This window comes from Taibaiella chishuiensis (assembly GCF_003014535.1).
Taxonomy (GTDB): Bacteria; Bacteroidota; Bacteroidia; order Chitinophagales; family Chitinophagaceae; genus Taibaiella; species Taibaiella chishuiensis.
Window position 1 is genome coordinate 402426 of record NZ_PYGD01000001.1, and the last position, 18784, is coordinate 421209.

The following is an 18784-nucleotide window of genomic DNA, read 5'->3' on the forward strand; positions in this document are numbered from 1 at the left end:
CGCTCTCCTGCAAACAGGAAAGCACCGTTCTTATTTTGTTTCCGGGGTAACAGCGGTTTTATTTTTACGGCCCGTAACGTCAATCACGTATGCCGGCTGCCTTCCTGTTAAGGATAGATCCGTACCCGGATCTGCGTAGGGCTGATGATCGAACAGGTTACATAATAACGGATGGGCGGATTACCCGGGTTAGTCACAAAAAAGGATCCATTCAAGGGGAAAGTGCCGGTGGCGCTGTAGATCGGCGCAATGACCTGCCCTTGCGGATAAGTGCGTAAAGCCACACCACGCCAATCGGCTACAGTGGCCAGGTAATTGCCGGTCTGCACCACGGGATAGCGGTCCTGGGTCAGGTTATTGACTACATCAATAAAGTAATTGTTAACCGGTGCGGGCGTCCAGCTCTTGTCCAGCAAGGTAGCTACGAAGTACTGCGGCGTTGTGTTTTCAAAGGTAACCATCATCTGGGCAAACAGGCCTTTGCCAAAGCTGGTCAGCATAACCAGCAGGATTAAAATTGTTTTTTTCATGTTGTTTTTGTTTGGGAGGTTGTGGTATATTTTCAATTATGATCGGGCGTCGGCGCCGGTCGCGCACCGGGTTCCGCTTTTAAGGCTGGGAAAGGATCAGGGATCTATTCGTACATAAATTTCCGTGGGACTGGTAATGCTGCAGGTAACGGTATACGTGCCGCCGGGCGCAAAAAGAAAATCGGTAAAGGGCGGCTGATTGAATACGGGTACCGCATCGAGCCAACCGGGGTGGGTTTTGAAATGGATACCAAACCAGTCGTTGACATTGGCCAGCGGCTGGCCGGTCTGGACAGTGGCAGGGGTAAGCGGTGCGGCATGATCGGGTACATCGATATAAGTAGTCTGTGGTGTGCTCCCGTTCCAGTTAATGTCCAGCAGTGTTGCCGTAAAATACTGGGAGGTATTGTTTTCAATTTTCAGCCATATCTGCGCGGAGAGCAGGGCAGGGTAGCCTGCCAGCAGGGCAAGCAGGATCAGGAGTTTGGTTTTCATGTAAGCGTTTGTGTTTTTTGGGAGGTTAGGAATACACTTTATGAATAAGACGTATATTTTTGAGTCCTGGCTTAGGAACAAATTAAGAGTTTACAATATATTAACACAAAGCAACCGATAACACTTTAGGCTCCCGGTCGGCAAATCCGGTTGGCGCGACAGTACCACCCGGGCCTAAACCAACAACGCAGCCCTGCGAAGGAGCTGCGTTGTCTTTTATTAAGGCGATTCAGGAGGGCCGTTTGGCATGGGCCCGCCGCTTCCAGAATACGGCGTCTTTCCAGCGTTGCTCCTGGTTATAAAAGGTATGCTTGTGCTGCACATAATGGTCCCATATCCGGTCCATTTGCAGCTTATAGTCGTTTTGTACCTGTTCCAGGTATTGCGGATCGTCCAGGGGGGCCTTGCCAGGCAGCAGCAGGAGGTCGGCCAGTTGCAGGGCGCCGGCCATAGCATTGAACATGCCTTGCGAGGAAAGCGGGTCGAAGCTCATGGCTGCATCGCCCACGGCGGCCCATTGTTTGCCGGCCACCCTTTTTAACCGGGTAGAGTTGGCTGCCACCACACCGCAATATTCGACCGGGCCTTCCGCACCGGCCAGGATCTCGGCCATTTCCCGGTTGGCTTGTGCCGCACCGGTAAACCAGGCGGGATCTTTAACCATTTGCCGGTCGACCAGGTCGGGATCGGTATGCAGGGCCACCACGCTTTTACCACCGGGTACAGGAGCGCTATACCACCAGCCGGATTCGGCAGCGGAGATCACGCTCATTTGTACTGCCCGGCTGCCGGGCAGTATCGCCCAGTGTGCGACCAGCTTATCATAATGCAGGCGGTTTACGGCCTGTTGCCGCGCAAATCCCGCAAGACGGCCACTGGCATCCACCACGAATTTCGCGGCAACAGCAACGGGCCTGCCTGCCGCAGGATCGGTAGCGGAGCTTACATGCAGCCGCCAGCGCGCATTACCGTAGTGGCTGTTCAGCAGTTTCATTCCCCACAGGCATTGTACGCCCCGTGCTGCCGCCTCCGCGCGAAGCCGCCGTTCAAATTCCCTGCGGTTCAGGTGCCAGGCAGGGCCATCGGGGTTGCGCAGGTGATCGACAATATGGACCGTTGCACTGCCCCAACAGGAACGGGCGCCCAGGCCGGGCAGGTACAGGCCCGCTCCGGGATTGGCCGCGATCGGGTCCAGCAGGTTCAGCTTACGCAGTACGCGGCGTGCGGCCGGGGCCAGGCATTCACCTACACGCTCTACCGGTTCGGGCAATTTATCGATAAGCAGCACCGAATAGGATGAGGCAAGGGCCATAGCCAGCGTACAGCCGGCTATGCCCCCGCCAACAATCGCTATGTCGGCCTCATAATAAGCGTCGGTATGCATCAGCGCCTGTGTACGATTTCTTCGGTGATGAGCGAATAAGGAATATAAGAATGGAAACGGCTGCCTTTTTCGCCTTCGCCCAGTTCCATACGGGTATAACCCTGTGGTTTCATGGCCAGCGATTTCAGCGGTTTGTTTACTTTAGATTCCAGCATCCGCAATAGCCGTTTCACCACCGGCGAAGCCTTAAAGTCTTCGGCCAGTTCATGCTCTGTGAGCGACAGCAGGGTTGTTTTCGCGTTGCTCATCAAGTCGCGCTCGGTAAGCAGGTTTTCTTTAGACAGGTCGTCCAGCGTGGCATGCAGCAGGGGCGCCATTTTACCATGCTCCGCTTTATTCCTGCGACCCATTATGGTTTTCAATACCGCGCGGGCTTCTTCCAGCAGCATAGCATCCTGCTCGGCATTGGGCACCAGGCCCACCTGCATCGTAGCCGGGAAGGCGGCGCTTTCAGGCACACCGGGGCGCTGCTGTACTATGGCCAGCTTGTCAAAATACTTGACCATGCTGTTGATCTGGTTGGTATAGTTTGGCGATTGTCCATCGAGCGGCAGGTCGTCGAGCCAGGCGGCACGATAAGAGAAGGCCTGCTTGCGGGTCTGTTCAGACAGTTCAGGATCCATCGCCTCTTTATAACGTTCTTCGTTCAACAGGTTATTAGGCACCCGTGCCGGCCAGAAAGTAGGCAGGTACGGATCGTAAGCGGAGGTATAACCGTCGCGGCAGCTTGCCGTATCGGTCTGCCAGGGAATAGCCATCCAGCGGGTTACGCCACCGGCTACCTGTCCGCCCAACAGCGGTCCTTTAGCCAGGGTAAACACATCGCTGCTCATGGTGGGCCCGTAATAGCAGGTATCGACCAAAGGCAGTTTAGGTGCGTGTTTCAGGCGGAAGGGCGCCATATACATACCGGCAGTACGCATGGGCCAGGTCATTTCGCAACCAGGGTGGAAGGCATCGGCCAGGCAGAATTCCATAGCGGCGCGTGTAAGCATATCGGGCTGTTCGGCCACCGGCATTTTATCGATATTCATCGGCGGCGGCACAAAGGGACAGCCTGTGCGGTCTACATAATCCGCATCGAAATCTCCTTTTACCCACTGGTCCAGGAAGGAGAGCTGCAGGTCGCTCAGGGTTGCATGCTGGCGTACCGACCCGGTGCTGGGAATGCTGATGGCATCGCCGTACAACCAGGGCCATAACTGCGGCGCATCGGCGCCGGGTATATCATAACGGCGGAAGTTATTGGAGATCGTACGGCGCATTTCGAGGTTGGCATGCGAAGGGTCGTTCAGCTTCACTTTCCATGCCGAAGTGGTATAGTCGAACTGGCCGCCCCAGCCGAAAGCGGAAGCAAAGCCCGCATTTACCCATTGCAGGTTGGTAAGGCGTTCGAAAATAGGCAGGATATCTTTCGTGAACGAAGGGCGTGCAGGCCGGGCCAGCATACCCGCTTTAACGGCTACATCGCGCATCAGGTCCCACATAGTACGTACCGATTTTTGCATGGGCGCATAATCGGGCGGCGCACAGATTACCCAGGCCGGGTCTACTTTCAGCTTTACGCCTTTGTATACCACCTCGGCAGTAACCGGGCCATCGGAAATATCGTCGTACCAGCCTTCGTTATTGGCAAAGGTAATCGCGATGTCACCATTCAGGTTTTCCGACAACCCGTGCCCGCCAAGCATGACCAGGCGGCCTTTTTCATCGGTACGCATCTCGCCCAGGTATACTTCCTTACCCTGGAACCGGCCGCGGAACGCGTATCCTTCATCGATATTTTTGCCGCTTACATGCTGGTCGCCACCGTCGATGATCAGCGAACCGCGATCCTTCACATCGATATTCCTCAGTAAAGAAGGCGGCGCCGTAGCTGCATCCGGGATATCAAGCGCCATCTGGAACTGGTACCAGGATGATTTCTGGTTGGCCAGGTGCGCATGCCATACGATTTCTGCATCGTCTGCAGTCAGTTCTTTGATCGCTTTACCCGCCGCGTTAAAGCCGTAGATGCGGAACTGTGCGGCCTGGCGTTTCAAGGCGCCGGTCTGGTCGCGGTAGGCATATTCGCTGGTCTGTGGTTCCGGCTCGGTAACCAAAGGCCCTATAAAATATTCCTGTTCGCTGTTACCCACGCGCATTACGCCGATCGGCGGATAGATACCTGCTCTTACGATACACTCGCCGTCTTCGTCGGTGTTGCCTTCGAAATGCGGGTTGATGCGCTCCGGCTCCTGGGAGGGCTGCCCGTTGGCCTGGTGCCTGGTTTGTGCGCTGGCGGCATACACCACTTTTCTTACCTGGGCAATAGAACCCAGGGGCTCGTGTTCGGCCAGGGTACGCCAGATATTAAAGGCCAGCATGCTGCCAAATTCGGGCTGACCGATTGCACAGATATCCTGCTGGGGCAAATGCAGCTCCGCAATACAGATATACGGGCTTTGTTCGGTGCTCCATACATCCTGGGCATCGTCGAGCGGCATCGTTTTAGGATCGGTACGGAGTTGTATTTCGAAGCGGAATTTCGCTTCCTTATTGCGCAGGCGCTGCTCGAGATCCAGGGCCAGGTAATCGTTATCGTCGAAAGGTGCACCACGATCGGTATCCTCGGGCACCAGGCGGTATTTCACCACCTGGTCGGGGCCCAGTTTAAAAGGCAGGATCGCCCAATAGCCGGCACTCAGGCAACTGGCTTCTACCTTGGCCATGGCATCTAAGATGCTGGCCAGTTCGGGATGTTTATTGATATAGGCATTGTAATCGCCGTCTACCACGCCCGCTGTTGTAAAGGCACACATCTGCTGGGCATCACGCGCGAAGAACCGGTCGATATTCTGGAAGATGAAATCCGCGTTATCGCCTTCACCGAAGAGCTTGGGACCTTCCACACCGAAGAGCTTTAAACCCAGTCCGAGCGTAGAATGCAGGTCGGGCGAGGTAGGACCGGTATCGCTCGAAAACCTGACGGCACATTCGTAAGTGTCGCCGGCGAAAATGCCGACCTTAAATTTCGGATCGATGTCTTTCCGGACCACGAACTTGCCATAAGCAATGCCATGCTGCTTGCGGAACACAGCGCGCTCCGCGGGCATTTGCCCTTTTTCGATCCGGGTTTTCTGTCCCATTTCCACGAACATCTCTTTGAGACGCTGTGTCACGATCTTGATCTCGCCATCGCTGTCCCAGCAGACAACGTTATTTGCCGTCGCCTGCGCGGGGGATACAGATAGCCCTTTGTTCTTCGATTTTTTAGCCATGTGTTTAGTTTGTATGGGTTTGTGTTTGGTTTGGTTTGCGGGGATCCAGGGACGCAAAGTGCAGAAATTTTAAATTTTTCTTATGCGTATTTATACGTGATTTTGCGGGCCTGGTTTACAGGATCTAAGGTTTTCCGGGTACAGTCTTAACGGTAAGCAGCCGGGCACCCGGGTAGCGAAATAAGCAACAGCCGGCACGAAGCCGGCTGCAGCCACCCAAGGCAGCACGATATGCCTTATATCCTGTGTAATGTAGAAGTGATTTATAAATATCAAAAAAATTTAACCATCCTGTTTAAGGGCCTAGCATTCCTGACGTCAAACACAGGTGTTGCAGCCTCTTTATGATCACTCCCGGAAAACCAGCGGGTGATACCGCTTCTACCCGGCTAAATTAATTTATCCTTTTAATCTGCCCAATACGATTTATTAAAAATCATAAATTACGTACAACATACATATAAAAACAGGAAATACAGCAACCTTACTAAGGGCAACAGGCAAGGGCCCGCCATAAGCGTCCGGGGAAATATCTTGCGCCAATATTCAGATAAATAATTATTTTATGTGAGTCAAAAAACTGCAGGGAATCGGGAAAATGCCGGTAAACGGCATTTAAAATGGCCGGATCGTTCCGGCTGGGCGCATTTTTATCAAAAGGAAGGAAAGACAAAAGAGCAATGGATCGGATCGAAAAAGCCGGCGCCCGGGTTGCGGGACACCGGCTTTGGTTTACCGGTATTTTTCTTCGTTATCCGCGTGACTTTTAGGTCGACCAGGCGGAAGCGTGTTTATTTTTATCTCGATCCATACCGGGCCATGGTCGCTGCTTTTCCCCCAGCCGCGTATATGCCGTTCTACGCCACTGGCTACAGCAGGATGCAACAGGAAGTGGTCGATACGCAAACCGGCAGCCGGGAAATCATTATCCCTGTAATGCAGGAAGCCGCAACATGGTGATGCTGCGGCTTCCGGTGGCCGAATAACCGGTTCTTTTCCGGTTGCAAACCAAGTGGCAAACCAATAACGTACTGCCTGCCAGGTCTCCTTCTTATTTTTTATCAAGCTGCAATAACAGCTCATCCAGCTTTTCCAGTGTTGCTATCAGGCCCTGCTCCATACCCATTTGGATAACCGCTTCCAGGTCGGCCAGCGATTTGTAGGTCACCACCGTTTCTACCAGGGCATTATCCCCTTTATCGGTAAATGTAACGCGCCATTCGGCACGCGGCAGGCTTTCATTGATCGTACCTTCGGCATCGCAGAACGCATCGGTAGAGGTATAATAGTCGATAGGTTGTATGGTATTATAATCAGTCCACCCCCAGTATTCCGTGCCATTGGGTTCGATCATGGCATAGTGCCAGTGGCCGCCTTCCCGGAAGTCCATCGACTTCGTTTTGGTGCTCAGGGGCTTGGGGGCAAACCATTGATCCAACAATTCACTTTTGGTATAACAATCCCATACCAGCGCTCTGCCGGCCCGGAATTCCCTTTTTATCGTCAGGGTATTGTTCACTTTGTCTGTTATAAAATCAAATTGCAGGTTGGGGTTCATTGTTGTTTATTTTTTAGCGTTAATAAAAGTTCGTCAAGTTGCCCGAAGCGGTTTTCCCAGAGCTTTCTGAATTGTTCCAGCCAGTTGTCAATCTCTTTCATCCTCCCGATTTCGAGCTGGTAATAAATTTCCCGCCCCTGCTGCTCCTGTCTTACCAACTCACACTCGGCGAGGATTTTCAAATGCTTGGACACCGCCTGTCTCGTAGTATCAAAATACGCGGCAAGCGCATTCGGCGTCATAGCTTGTACTGCGATCAGGGTCAGGATCGTTCGGCGGGTAGGGTCAGCGATCGCCTGGAAAATATCTCTTCTCATACACTGGTTTTAAATAAATCATTTCCGGATCATAGGCAGGTAGCGCTCCCGGTTTTCTACCATCACCCAGCCAATAACGGCCAACAGGATAAAAACAATGGGCAGGCCCGAAGGCGCCATAGATATATTGGCCAGCAGGATACCGATCAGCAGGGGAAAAAGAACCACTGCACCAAGCGGCCGGGTGCGGGGCACCAGCAAAAGCAGGCCTCCCAGGATCTCCCCTACGGCTACCAGCGGCATCAGCCAGCCTATTTCCATAAACGCCTGCATTGCCTTCATCATTTTTTCAGGTATTTGCTCGGGCATAGGCATGTAGTGCAGCAACTTATCCAGTCCTGCATTGATAAACATCAGACCAGTAAGCAGGCACAAGACAAAGAGGATTTTGTTTTTCATTTTTGTTTTCGTTTTAAAAAATAAGAAACCGATTGATTGCAAATATACATGCAACCAATTGGTTTCTCAAAATTTATTTTTTCTGCCGCCGCGCTTTGTGTGACCCAGCCTGTTGTCACAACCGGTGCCGAACGGATTTTATAACGGTTGAAGGTGCTTACACGATAACTTAAGCGGCATATCCGATACTACTAGGGCCGGCATTTATAACGCCTGGCTTGGTATAAGGGGGTATCTATTGTCTATTTATTTGATCTCGATCCATACCGGGCCATGGTCGCTGCTTTTCTCCCAGCCACGTACATGCCGGTCTACGCCACCGCCTGTCAGGCGGCCGGCTACAGCGGGATGCAACAGGAAGTGGTCGATACGCAGGCCGGCATCACGGCCATAGGCATTGCGGAAGTAATCCCAGAAGGTATAAACGACCTCATCGGGATACAGCTTACGGATCGCATCCGTCCAACCGGCTTCCGTTAACCGCTTAAAGGCATCGCGTACCCCGGGTTGAAAAAGGGCGTCGTTAAGCCAGCGCTCGGGTTTATAAACATCTATGTCGGTAGGGATGATATTGAAATCGCCGATCAGCATGGCCGGCGTCTCCGCTTTCAGCAAGGCTTCCGCTTTTTGTTCCAGTCTTTTGATCCAGGATAGTTTGTAGTCGTACTTCGGCCCCGGAAAGGGATTGCCATTGGGCAGGTACAGGCAACAGATCCGGATGTTATTAACCATAGCTTCGATATAACGGCTATGCAGGTCTTCGGGGTCGCCGGGCAGGCCGCGTTCCGTTTCGGTAAGCTCCAGGCCGCGCGCCAGGATGGCGACGCCGTTCCAGCTTTTTTGTCCGTGCCATACCGCCTGGTAACCGGCGGCCAGCAAGTCCGCTTCCGGAAATTTTTCCTGGGGCGCCTTTAGTTCCTGCAGGCATACCACATCGGGTTTGGTTTCGTTAAGCCATTGCAGCAATACGGGCAGGTGCCCGTTTACGCCATTGATATTATAGGTTGCGATTCTCATAAACAGGCATTTTAAGCGGGAGCGGATCCCGGTTTTAAAGGTACAACTTGCCGGGTACATATAGGCGGCCGGTGTTCCTGCTTAGTGATTGTACGTTGCCGTTGCGGTGTTTAAGCGACGAACGCTGCGTTGACAAAAAAAATTTTACGTGTAATTTGTCTGTAATAAAAAAAACACTACCTTCGCAACCCCGAAGCGGGAAATTGATCTTTTAAAAACACATGCAGAAGTAGCTCAGCTGGTAGAGCACAACCTTGCCAAGGTTGGGGTCGCGGGTTCGAATCTCGTCTTCTGCTCCAAATCAATTCCAAACTCTTAGGGTTTGGAATTTTTTTTGCCCTTACGTTTACGTATCGGCTGTTGCCCTGGTGGTGAAATTGGTAGACACGCGGGACTTAAAATCCCGTTTGCAGCAATGCAAGTGCGGGTTCAAGTCCCGCCTGGGGCACAAACGGGAGTGTACTTGAACACTCAAAAATAAAACAGGCTTCTCGATTGAGGAGCCTGTTTGTTTTTATCAAACTGCCCTGTTCTGAAATAGTGATACACCACCAACAGTTTTATACATTACATGCCATAAGGATTAGGCGATTTCATTCAGATCGGAGAATAATTGTTTGAGGTCTCTTTTTCTTTGGTGCTGAAAATCCTCATCATGGAAAGCGGCAATTACAAATGGATTGAGCTGTCGTTCTATTGCTTTTTCTGTAGCAATTTTTAAGGCGCTATCAATTTTGCCTTCCAGAATAAATTGCCCGAATCCCGCCGAAATTATTTTATCATCCTGCTCTTTTAGCATAGTAATCCCTTGTTGCCTGGCAGTTTCTTCAATGCCCTCGTTTTGCTCTTCTTCTGATAATTGGTCCCCAATATTTGCACTCTTCATCATCTCAAAATACTGCTGGAGCATTTGCTTTTGATACTGGTAGTGCATGTCACAGAAGTTTTCAATTGATTGTACATCCGTTTTATCCCTATCGAAAATAAATCCGTTTTCATCCCAAACAGGCAGAAAGTCAATCGCATCTTCGGAGCTATGCTCCCTACGCCACTCTTCGAATTCCTGGAAAGAATTTGAAATACGATTAATGCTGAAGGGGCTATTTGGATTGGTCAAATCCCAATAAAACTCATCTTTTAAAATTTCCTTTGCCTTTGGATGAATGTTATTGTAATTGAGTATAAAGTTTTCCATGTTTTTATAGTTAAATAAATAAATAAATATGCTCAAGTACGTTCCCATGAGGGGCACTGGTTATCTATCCAATAGGGCTGATGAAAACCACTTCCAAGACGCTTTATAAAATATTAATGATCATTTTTTTTGAAACTCAAAATTCAAACTAAATCAATAAGATTACATTTGGCAGTAAAAACATCTTTCAACAACACATGTGTTATTGTCGCTATTTATAAATATAAAATAAAATATACAATACAATTTATAAATAATTTTTGCCATTATATCAACTAAAGGCTGGTCCGTTTCCAGGGTAATAATACCTTCATAGGAACAAAACAAACTTCCTTTATGTTACGATCTATTTCCAAAATTGTTTATGCCTCGCTGCTCCTGGCGACGCCGGCAGCCTTCGTTGCTGCGCAAAATTTTATTCCTCCCAGTACCAATACGGTTGAGTATACGGTTCCGAATCCCGGGCTCAATCAATTGCAAAGTACCTCGGCTTATTCTGTAGCAGCCTCGTATGTAAATATTCCATTGGCCGCGATGGGCCTGCCCAGTAATCCTGATCTCTACGTTTCCGGCTGGAATAATCCAAGTCCGGGAGGAAACAGTGAAGTCTCTATACTATTAACCCAATTCGGCAACCCTTCCAATATTTTCTGGCAAGGTTCCCTCTCCTATAATAATGTAAGAGACCTGGAAGTGGGATGCGTGGGTAACTATTTTTCCTCTTCGGCTTACACGAGTATACTGGTCGCCTATTACGTTCCCGGCCAGGGACACAGACTCGACATTTACAATTTTAACGGGCCTGCCGGTAACCCGCTACAACTTATCGAACAAAAAATACTTTCCAATTCGCCGGCTTATGGCCGGATCAGGCTGGATTGCCGGGAAGTAACAAAGTGTGCAGTAGCCTGGATTAACCCTGGAGTAGGCATACAAACGATGGTGCACAAAGGAGCAAATACCTGGAGCGCCGTCTCAACCCTAAGCGGCACAGGAACCAAAACGATGTTTGATATTGCCCTTAACAGGGTCACCAACACGATCACCGGCGTATCTACAGAGTTTGTTCATTTTGTATACCCGAATGGTTTATATGTTGTAGAGTCTTCGGTAAATATGGCCGCCCTTGCTGCCGCAGTGTCGCCTACAACTGTACTCCCGACATCAAACGACAACAACTACGCAGGCCCCCTTCCCCCGGACTCTAAATTTGTACTCGATTGTGCTGATTTCTCCGACAACGGGAGCAGTTGGGCCTATACCTATACAGATGGTAATCAAATATTCGTACGTCATAAGAACCCCGCACTACCGAGCAGCGGACAAACCGCCATTGTTACCTTGGGCACATTAGCGAACAGCAATCCATTGGATCCCACTTTCAGCGGCGTTTACCAATTATTCAGCCCTTCGCTGAATTATGGTTTCGGCGCCCCGGTAACTGCCCCTGCGCCGCCCAACCGGATTATGGTATCCTGGTATGCTACCGATCATGCGGGATTCAACGGTTATATCGCTGCTGAAATGGATGAGAACGGCACCACCTTAACCAGCGACCCTGACTTCCTGCTCCTGCCTAACGGACAAACGCCCACTATGCCTGCCGGTTTTATACCCGGAATAACCCTAAGCAAAATTGGTATTAAATCTGTGCCTAATTTTTTATATGCTACCTATTATGATATAGACCCGGCTACCGGTGATTACCAGTTGCACCATGCTTTTCATAACTGGGGCGATACCCGTTTCAGGCCCGGCAATAACAACACCACCGGGATTACTGCTGCAGAACTGGAGCAAATCAAGGTCAACGCATTCCCTAACCCTTTCAGCAACAGGCTCAGTATTTCGGTAACCCTGCCGCAAAACGGCAAGGTAAACCTGGCACTTACGGACATAAGCGGCCGCAACGTATGGCAGCGGGAATTAACCGTTGGTAAAGGGATACACCTGTTAGAAGTGCCGGGACTGGATCATTTGGCACCAGGCGCCTATATCCTCACCTCCACTGTAGACAAGCAAAAGATCGGCACCAGTAAAATCATAAAGCGATAAGTTTCGCTTTAAAGGACCAGCAATAGAACCCTCCGGGAAAGCATTGCATTTTTGATCAAAAAAAAGTTGGATCATTATTTGTTTTGCAAATGGTGATCCAACCGTTTTTTTTCGAATTCAATCAACCTGCGGATCATTTGCTGTAGCTACTACACAAAAATTTCCAGCAGTTGCACCTGCCTGTCTCCCTTCCGGCAGCAGTACGGGTTTTAAGCGTTTCGTTTCCGCTTGCAGTTTCTGGCTGCGGAACTCCAACGCCTGTATAGCCACCATATTTACACCGTCTATGTCAATCGTATTGATCGTGGTATCGTTGCCAATACCATCGAACTGAAATGCCGCATAGAAATCCTGTACCATGGGACCGGTTCTTTAATCAGATCAAACAAAGTGCACTATCCATTGCAGGGAAGGCTTGGTACGCGGGTAAAGATCGCGCAAATCGTGTCTTGTGGCGTTGTATACTTGGGAGGCGGCGGGGGCGGATTTAAGCTTGTTACACACGACAAAAATCCGGAATTAGCGCCACCTAAGATGTGGTTGCCACTGTCTAAAGCCAAAATCGTTTTCTTTTGGAGGTTCAACTTGTTGCTCCTGATTTTCATTTTTTTCATGATACATTGTTTTAGTTTTACCCTTCCCTGTCTTTAGCAATAAAGCAATGCCTTGGGATGGCTATTCAGCAATATTTGCAAGTTATCCAAAGGTCCCATTGGCCCCAACAACCAATGATTAACTGTAGCAAAATGAGAATAACCGTATCGATCTTATAATAAGTGTTTAAACGTTGCAGGTCTTTCGACAAGGTTCAAATCCAATGGTAACGCAACAGGAAATTGATTGGCGGTTCCTTGCGGATACCATCATAAGCAATGGGATATTGTAAGCAAACAAAAGCGTTAAAAGGCGTACAAAAGAGACACCATACAAATGTATTCGACCATTTCTTTTTGTCTCTTTCTGTGGGAGAATGTGCCCATGTTCGAACCTTTTATACGACGATCTAGCTGAAATTGAAGCTTTCAAATAATAAGGGCCTTTTGTACTTCAATTTTTTAGAGACTGCTTTTCTTTATTGAAAAAATGATTTTCAGCACTTTCCTTATAGGTGTCGATATTTTCCAATTTCATGCAATGCCTATAACAATTTAAGTTTAGCGGGTCTTCCAAGGGATGAAGTATCATTTCATGCTTTCCTGATAAGGAGTCAAATTCATGTTTGGAAAATTGTGTGCCGAATAGTTGTTTCCTACCTGTATTTACACAAATCCTATCATACAAGTAGGCATAATTTCGCCTATTGGTATTGTGTGTAATTACACTTGTCTCCATCATCTTCAATCCTAGTATTTGCAAGGGTACATTTTCATCTGAATGTTGCAATAGCAACCAAAACTTACGATCACCATCTTTCCCAACCAAAGCGTAGCCGGGCCAAGTTTTGTATTGAAAAAGCACCTTTTCAACGAAAATAGAATTGATGCTATCGCTATGTCTCAGGGCTAAATAATGCTGATTATATCTAACTGTATCCTTATTTTTCAGGGAATCCAGATATGGTATATTCACGCTCCTTAAAAGTGAATCCTGCGTAAAATGATTTGCTATTTGTGCTATCAAATCCATGTCGTTTTTATGGCCTGAATTTTGATTGAACGCCTCTTTTATGATATTGTTTCTGATGGAGTCGAAAATCAAAAAATCCCAAACATTATAGCCTTCTATATTATTCAATCCCCTCACCAGGGCAGTTCGAATATATCTGTAAGCATTGTTTTTATCCTTTGTGTAAGCGCTGTAAAATAGTCGCACATACAACTCATAATCATATTTTGAAGCATATCCACTATCAATGATTTGGTCAGATAGTTGAATTACTGCGTTATACTTCCCACTATTGTAGCATGAGTCGATTTGGCAAAGGGTGTTAATTTCTTGCTTTGAAAAAAGGGGGCTTAATGTTTGCCCATCCGACTTATTTAAAACACCCAATATAAGAACAATTAGAATCGATAATCTATTTATAATTTTAGTTCCATGTAGCAGTATAAGGATCATAGGAGCATTTTTGAGGCTTTGAAAATATGTCTGAAGGATTTTCGATATATACTCTACAGTCCGGGCATATCATCCGAAATTCGCACACGCTACACGTTTCAATCTCTTCTTTTTTGATATGCCAGAATTTGGTAAAATGATTATTGCAAACAACATCGTAAATATCTGTATCATCAATGCTTCCGAATGTTGTTTCTGATGAGGGACAGTTTCTAATATAACCAGTTACATCAACCCCTATTTTCTTATTCAAACAGTTATTAAACTTCAATGTCTCCATGTAAAAATGAATATTCGAATTGAAATATTCCGGGTTGATAACCCCACAACAAGTTTTATCCTTTACAGGTGTAAGGATAAAAACATGAGTAGAAAAATAGGTTATTGCGTTTTTCACTTCAACAATCTTCTCTAAAGGAGACGAATGAAAAGTTACTTTTTGAATTCTAGAAAATTTGGAGTGTAGACTATTTATAAATTCTTCGCAGCCATCACTATACGGAATGAGCAACGCTACATATTCTATAGAAGTTTTAGATACCTGGCTATATAAAGCTTCTATAAATGAAAAGGGTACACTATCAAACAATCGAATTTGCAGGGCTTCGACTTTGAACTTGTCGATTTTTTCAATTGCGGAGAGAATATTGTAGGTGCTTTCTTTGTCGTAATCCAGTATTGCATTTGTCAATAAGAATGGATGTTCCCATCGTTCTTCAATTGGGGGAAACAGCTCCTTATTAGGGGAAATATGCCCCCACTCGTCCTCTAATAATCTGGATATATATAATAGTATGCCTTCTTTTTCTTCTTCGTTCTGTTTAAGAATTAAATTTACAGGGCTATTTTTCAACTCCATTAAGATATCGTAAAGCAAATTGGGTATTATCTTGTATCTGTTCAAATAAACATCACATATAGTAGATTGAACCGGCCCCTTTACTAAAAAGCAATTTGAAAACAAAAGAAAAAACTCATTATTGTTAAAGGTCATAATTAATAGACTCTTGAAATGTGTTTAAAATAATCTTTCTGTATTTGCACATAGCCATGCGTGTCTATTCTGTAAACAACCGGCAACAAAGGTTCATCCGCAACTTCGGTGGCGAGTATATAAGACAATGGAATATGCTCCAGTGAGTTTTTCTCTTCCTCTACTAAAATTTCAATTAATTTATTCATGCATTAGAAAGTTTGAAATTTTTTCTTCTAAATAATAATTGCAGGGATATGAGACCATCCCAAATTGACCGACAGGATTCACTTCTAAAAAGTAATATTTCCCATTAGTCGCATAGATAAAATCCAATGAACCGGAATTAAGCCCCATTGCTTTCATAAACGTATCAATTCTCACCTCTATATCGGAAGGTAGTTTATAGGGAACTCTTCTGTTAGGTCTATTGTTATCATAGTTTCTGAAATCAATCGTGGTTTTGTCATTCCTTTGGGAAAACATTGCCATAGAATAACAAATCCCATTTAAATAGAAGGTTCTTATCTCGTATTGCTTCTCAATATATTCCTGAAAGAACGACGGGAAGAAATGCTCTCCTAATTTCTCAATAAAGGTTTCAGAAATTAAACTGGTGAAAGGAACGTATGTTTTGTGTCGAATGGAAATCGATCTTATATTGTAAAGAGGTTTAACTATAATTTTGCCGCATTTCTGCTTGAATGAGATCAGATGTTTTTTGTTGTTTGTTATCATATGACCAGGTATATCGAAGCCTAGTTTCTTTGCAGCAACTAATTGATCAATTTTATTGATATTGCTATTAACAGGTCGGTTAAGCCATTTTGATTCATCAGGTACAGTGTTTGCAAGAACATTTTTTAGGGAATGTTTTTCATTCACGACAAAGCCTTCTACTTTGGCTTTCATAGCCGCTCTTTCTTCATTTGCAGAAGTAATATTTATAGCTACGGAGGCAAAAAAGCGCCTGTACCATATTTTTCTAATTTGATTACTATTTATTTCTTGCCCATTGATGACAAGGCTGAATAATCCTTGAGAAGATGAGGAAGAGTCTGAATAAATGAAGTCTACTCCATTCGACTCAAAATCGAAATCATTTAAACGTATCCAAGCCTTTCCTTTACTCTCTATCCAATTAATTACAACTGATGTGGATGTATCTGTGTGGTCAGAAACTATTAAGATCATTTCTTTTGATTTGATATTGTTTTAGGTGAGGCTATAATAAATAGCCTCACCAGTTTCTACGAGTCCCCTTGTGTTATACCACAACAGGTTTTTTGATAACAATAGTATCATTTGGGTCTGTTTCACAATCATCCGTTTGCGAGGCCCCATTTCTAGTGGAACTGGTATCCGCCGTGCTTCCTGTTCCGCCATTTATGGCTCTCAACTTTTGTACCGGTATAATTTTGGATTCGAACTCCATAAATAAATCGCTGAGTTTAGCACTTTTGACTTCTTTCATGATAGAGTAGCTTGTTTAATTAATAATCCCTTAATCGCGTATGGGTTAAAGCGCTTTCCTTTTTTACTTTTTCTTTGGGTCAATTAAGGAGTAAGCCCGCATTTTTTGGCCAGAAAATATTTTATAACAGGTCGGCATGATGAACCTCATATTTAAATCAGCATAAGCAATCATTCTACCGGTTGGGCACAATTAGCTTTTCCCCGGGGCTACTAATACATTTAACGAAAATAAGATAAAAATATTATTTTATGTTTAAAATTATTATTTCTTAAGATCTACACACAAGCACCTTATTTACCCGCTTCCTACTTATTCACGAAGCAAAGTTTCCTATTTTCGCAACCGGGTAGTTATCTACCCCTGACATTATATAACCCCACGCTCCCGGTATGCTTCGATTCCTGCTTACGATCTTTTGCTTCTGCGGCATACTGTGCATCGGGAATATTGCCCAGTGGAAGAAAATCAGGGAAGGCCGGTCGTCGGATATCGTTACCCGGCTCGAAGAAAGTATCCGCCCGGCTTTCGCTTTCCTGCATCCGGGACAACGTGTTTTTTATAAAGGCCTGGACTTCGCGGAGAACTACCATTACTATTTCGTAGCTACACAACTGATGGCCCCAACTTACCTGTTGGAATCCCGGAAGGACGCACCCCGGCCAGGCGATACCCTATTGCTGATTTGTAACAACAACGAGTTTCAAAAATATTTCCCTAAAAACGACTTGCAGATCATCTGGCAACATACGGATGCACAATACAATTACTTTCTTGGAAAGCAGCTCTAGAAATATATACTTATGCGGCTAAAGTCCCTGCCTATCTTATTGCTGTGCCTGCACTTCTGCCTGATAAGCACGTTGTACTTCTTTGCGCTTTGCCTGCATATCGACGGGCGCTGGGTACTGCCGGCCGACCTGGCGCTGCTTTTGGCCAGCCTGGTACTGGTTTACAGATCGGGATATTTTAAGCCATCGCCGGAGCGTACCACACCCCTATGGGATTATGCGGACCTTATACTATGGCTCGTTTTATCTTTGTTGTTATGGAACAAAGCACAACCTTTTGCCCTGGTACACGGGCAATGGGACGCCTGGGCCATGTGGAATACGCACGCCCGGTTCCTGACCAGCAGCGACACCTGGACGCTGATGCTGGACCCGGCCATGTTCTGGAACTCGCCCGACTACCCGCTTAACCTGCCCGCATTTATTGCCGCGATCTGGGTACACACCGCTCATTTCGATGCAACGGTACCTTACCTGGCTGCTTTATTTGCAACAATCGCTATCCCGGCTATCGTATACTTTGAGCTGAGCGGACGCAGTCGCCTGATGGCCCTGCTGGCCTTTATCGTGTTTATACAACACCGGGCATTCCTGCAATGCGGGATGGCGCAATACGCCGATGTTTTGCTGGGCCTGTTTTACCTGTGCAGCCTCGTTTGTATAGAACAATTGCAACAGCAGGCAGGGCCGGTAAAAATCACGGCTTTCCTCTCGGGCTTTTTCCTGGCAACCGTTTTATGGACCAAAAACGAAGGCTGGCTGTTCGTAATACCGGTGCTGCTGGTATTTGCGCCAACACTGTTGCAACGTAAGAACAGGCTTGTATTTGCCGGCATGGCGATCCCGTTGGCGGCGCTATTGGTATTTAAACTCTTTTTTGCACCCCGCAACTTTGGTGCAACGCATTTCACCCTCGCGAACTTCCTGAACTTTTTCGATGGTGCACGTTACCGGATCATTTTCGACTTTTCGAACAGGCTCGCCCGCGAACAATTTGCGCTATTGCCTTATGCCCTTGTTGTCCAGGTGGCGCTGATGCTGTTGTTGCGCAGGCTAGACCGGTCTATGCTGGTGGTGTTCCTGGCTTTCCTGTTGTATATGTCGTTGTTTGTGTTCTTTGACTTTTCGCTGGAATGGCAATTGGCCACCTCGCTCGACAGGCTTTGGATGCAACTGGAAATTCCCTTTGTTTATATCTTCTTTAAAACGGCGGCCACCGGTCTGCAAAAAATTCCGGCCTGGAACAATAATAAATGGCTGGGAAAATCGGGCTGGTAG

Annotated in this window: 19 protein-coding genes and 2 tRNA genes; 5 read left to right on the top strand and 16 right to left on the bottom strand. The window is 47.0% G+C overall.

What is annotated here, in order from left to right:
• Positions 1-107 precede the first annotated feature (107 nt).
• From B0I18_RS01620 to xth, 9 genes are all read right to left on the bottom strand, one after another.
• Positions 108-530, bottom strand: coding sequence for a hypothetical protein (locus B0I18_RS01620; RefSeq protein ID WP_106520901.1), 423 nt, complete (start codon positions 528-530; stop codon positions 108-110).
• 96 nt (positions 531-626) lie between these two features.
• Complete coding sequence (locus B0I18_RS01625; protein ID WP_106520902.1) at positions 627-1025, bottom strand: hypothetical protein; 399 nt, start codon at positions 1023-1025, stop codon at positions 627-629.
• Between the two features lie 229 nt (positions 1026-1254).
• Positions 1255-2409, bottom strand: a complete 1155-nt coding sequence (locus B0I18_RS01630; protein ID WP_106520903.1) for a tryptophan 7-halogenase — start codon at positions 2407-2409, stop codon at positions 1255-1257.
• Positions 2409-5669 carry a LodA/GoxA family CTQ-dependent oxidase gene (locus tag B0I18_RS01635; RefSeq protein ID WP_106522019.1) on the bottom strand — a complete coding sequence of 1087 codons (3261 nt, stop codon included), beginning with the start codon at positions 5667-5669 and terminating at the stop codon, positions 2409-2411. Before B0I18_RS01635 ends, B0I18_RS01630 begins: the two co-directional genes overlap by 1 nt.
• 732 nt (positions 5670-6401) lie before the next feature.
• Positions 6402-6734 (bottom strand): hypothetical protein, encoded by a 333-nt coding sequence (locus tag B0I18_RS25270; RefSeq protein WP_245882026.1) that lies wholly within the window; start codon positions 6732-6734, stop codon positions 6402-6404.
• Entirely contained in the window at positions 6721-7227 is a 507-nt protein-coding gene (locus B0I18_RS01650) for an SRPBCC family protein (RefSeq protein WP_106520905.1), read from the bottom strand. The genes B0I18_RS25270 and B0I18_RS01650 overlap by 14 nt, the downstream gene beginning before the upstream one ends.
• Positions 7224-7544: an ArsR/SmtB family transcription factor gene (locus B0I18_RS01655; RefSeq protein ID WP_106520906.1), complete on the bottom strand. Its 321-nt coding sequence runs from the start codon at positions 7542-7544 to the stop codon at positions 7224-7226. Before B0I18_RS01655 ends, B0I18_RS01650 begins: the two co-directional genes overlap by 4 nt.
• An 18-nt stretch (positions 7545-7562) precedes the next feature.
• Entirely contained in the window at positions 7563-7943 is a 381-nt protein-coding gene (locus B0I18_RS01660) for a DoxX family membrane protein (RefSeq protein ID WP_106520907.1), read from the bottom strand.
• 246 nt (positions 7944-8189) lie between these two features.
• A complete protein-coding gene (xth, locus tag B0I18_RS01665; RefSeq protein ID WP_106522020.1) occupies positions 8190-8960 on the bottom strand; it encodes an exodeoxyribonuclease III in 771 nt (256 codons plus the stop codon).
• A 223-nt stretch (positions 8961-9183) separates the two neighbouring features.
• On the opposite strand from xth, the gene B0I18_RS01670 reads away from it, so the two are divergent.
• Positions 9184-9259: transfer RNA gene (locus B0I18_RS01670), tRNA-Gly, on the top strand.
• A 63-nt stretch (positions 9260-9322) separates the two neighbouring features.
• Positions 9323-9408, top strand: a tRNA-Leu gene (locus B0I18_RS01675).
• Positions 9409-9543: 135 nt separating this feature from the next.
• Here the strand turns inward: B0I18_RS01675 and B0I18_RS01680 are convergent.
• On the bottom strand, positions 9544-10155 hold the full coding sequence (locus tag B0I18_RS01680; RefSeq protein ID WP_106520908.1) for a hypothetical protein: 612 nt from the start codon (positions 10153-10155) through the stop codon (positions 9544-9546).
• 336 nt (positions 10156-10491) lie between these two features.
• Between B0I18_RS01680 and B0I18_RS01685 the strand changes: the two genes are divergently transcribed.
• Complete coding sequence (locus tag B0I18_RS01685) at positions 10492-12210, top strand: T9SS type A sorting domain-containing protein (protein ID WP_106520909.1); 1719 nt, start codon at positions 10492-10494, stop codon at positions 12208-12210.
• A gap of 117 nt (positions 12211-12327) precedes the next feature.
• Here the strand turns inward: B0I18_RS01685 and B0I18_RS01690 are convergent, their stop codons facing one another.
• The 6 genes from B0I18_RS01690 to B0I18_RS01720 form a co-directional block, all read right to left on the bottom strand.
• Positions 12328-12570 (bottom strand): hypothetical protein, encoded by a 243-nt coding sequence (locus tag B0I18_RS01690; RefSeq protein ID WP_106520910.1) that lies wholly within the window; start codon positions 12568-12570, stop codon positions 12328-12330.
• 687 nt (positions 12571-13257) lie between these two features.
• The gene (locus B0I18_RS01700; RefSeq protein WP_106520912.1) at positions 13258-14268 is read right to left on the bottom strand and encodes a DUF6624 domain-containing protein; all 1011 of its coding nucleotides are present in this window, start codon (positions 14266-14268) and stop codon (positions 13258-13260) included.
• Complete coding sequence (gene gwsS / locus B0I18_RS01705; protein WP_106520913.1) at positions 14240-15262, bottom strand: grasp-with-spasm system SPASM domain peptide maturase; 1023 nt, start codon at positions 15260-15262, stop codon at positions 14240-14242. Before gwsS ends, B0I18_RS01700 begins: the two co-directional genes overlap by 29 nt.
• 2 nt (positions 15263-15264) lie before the next feature.
• The gene (locus B0I18_RS01710; RefSeq protein WP_106520914.1) at positions 15265-15450 is read right to left on the bottom strand and encodes a hypothetical protein; all 186 of its coding nucleotides are present in this window, start codon (positions 15448-15450) and stop codon (positions 15265-15267) included.
• Positions 15443-16435 carry a grasp-with-spasm system ATP-grasp peptide maturase gene (gwsG, locus tag B0I18_RS01715; RefSeq protein WP_106520915.1) on the bottom strand — a complete coding sequence of 331 codons (993 nt, stop codon included), beginning with the start codon at positions 16433-16435 and terminating at the stop codon, positions 15443-15445. Before gwsG ends, B0I18_RS01710 begins: the two co-directional genes overlap by 8 nt.
• Before the next feature lie 73 nt (positions 16436-16508).
• Positions 16509-16715 (bottom strand): hypothetical protein, encoded by a 207-nt coding sequence (locus B0I18_RS01720; protein ID WP_106520916.1) that lies wholly within the window; start codon positions 16713-16715, stop codon positions 16509-16511.
• 392 nt (positions 16716-17107) lie between these two features.
• On the opposite strand from B0I18_RS01720, the gene B0I18_RS01725 reads away from it, so the two are divergent.
• Positions 17108-17506, top strand: coding sequence for a hypothetical protein (locus tag B0I18_RS01725; RefSeq protein ID WP_106520917.1), 399 nt, complete (start codon positions 17108-17110; stop codon positions 17504-17506).
• A 12-nt stretch (positions 17507-17518) separates the two neighbouring features.
• Positions 17519-18784 (top strand): hypothetical protein, encoded by a 1266-nt coding sequence (locus tag B0I18_RS01730; RefSeq protein ID WP_106520918.1) that lies wholly within the window; start codon positions 17519-17521, stop codon positions 18782-18784.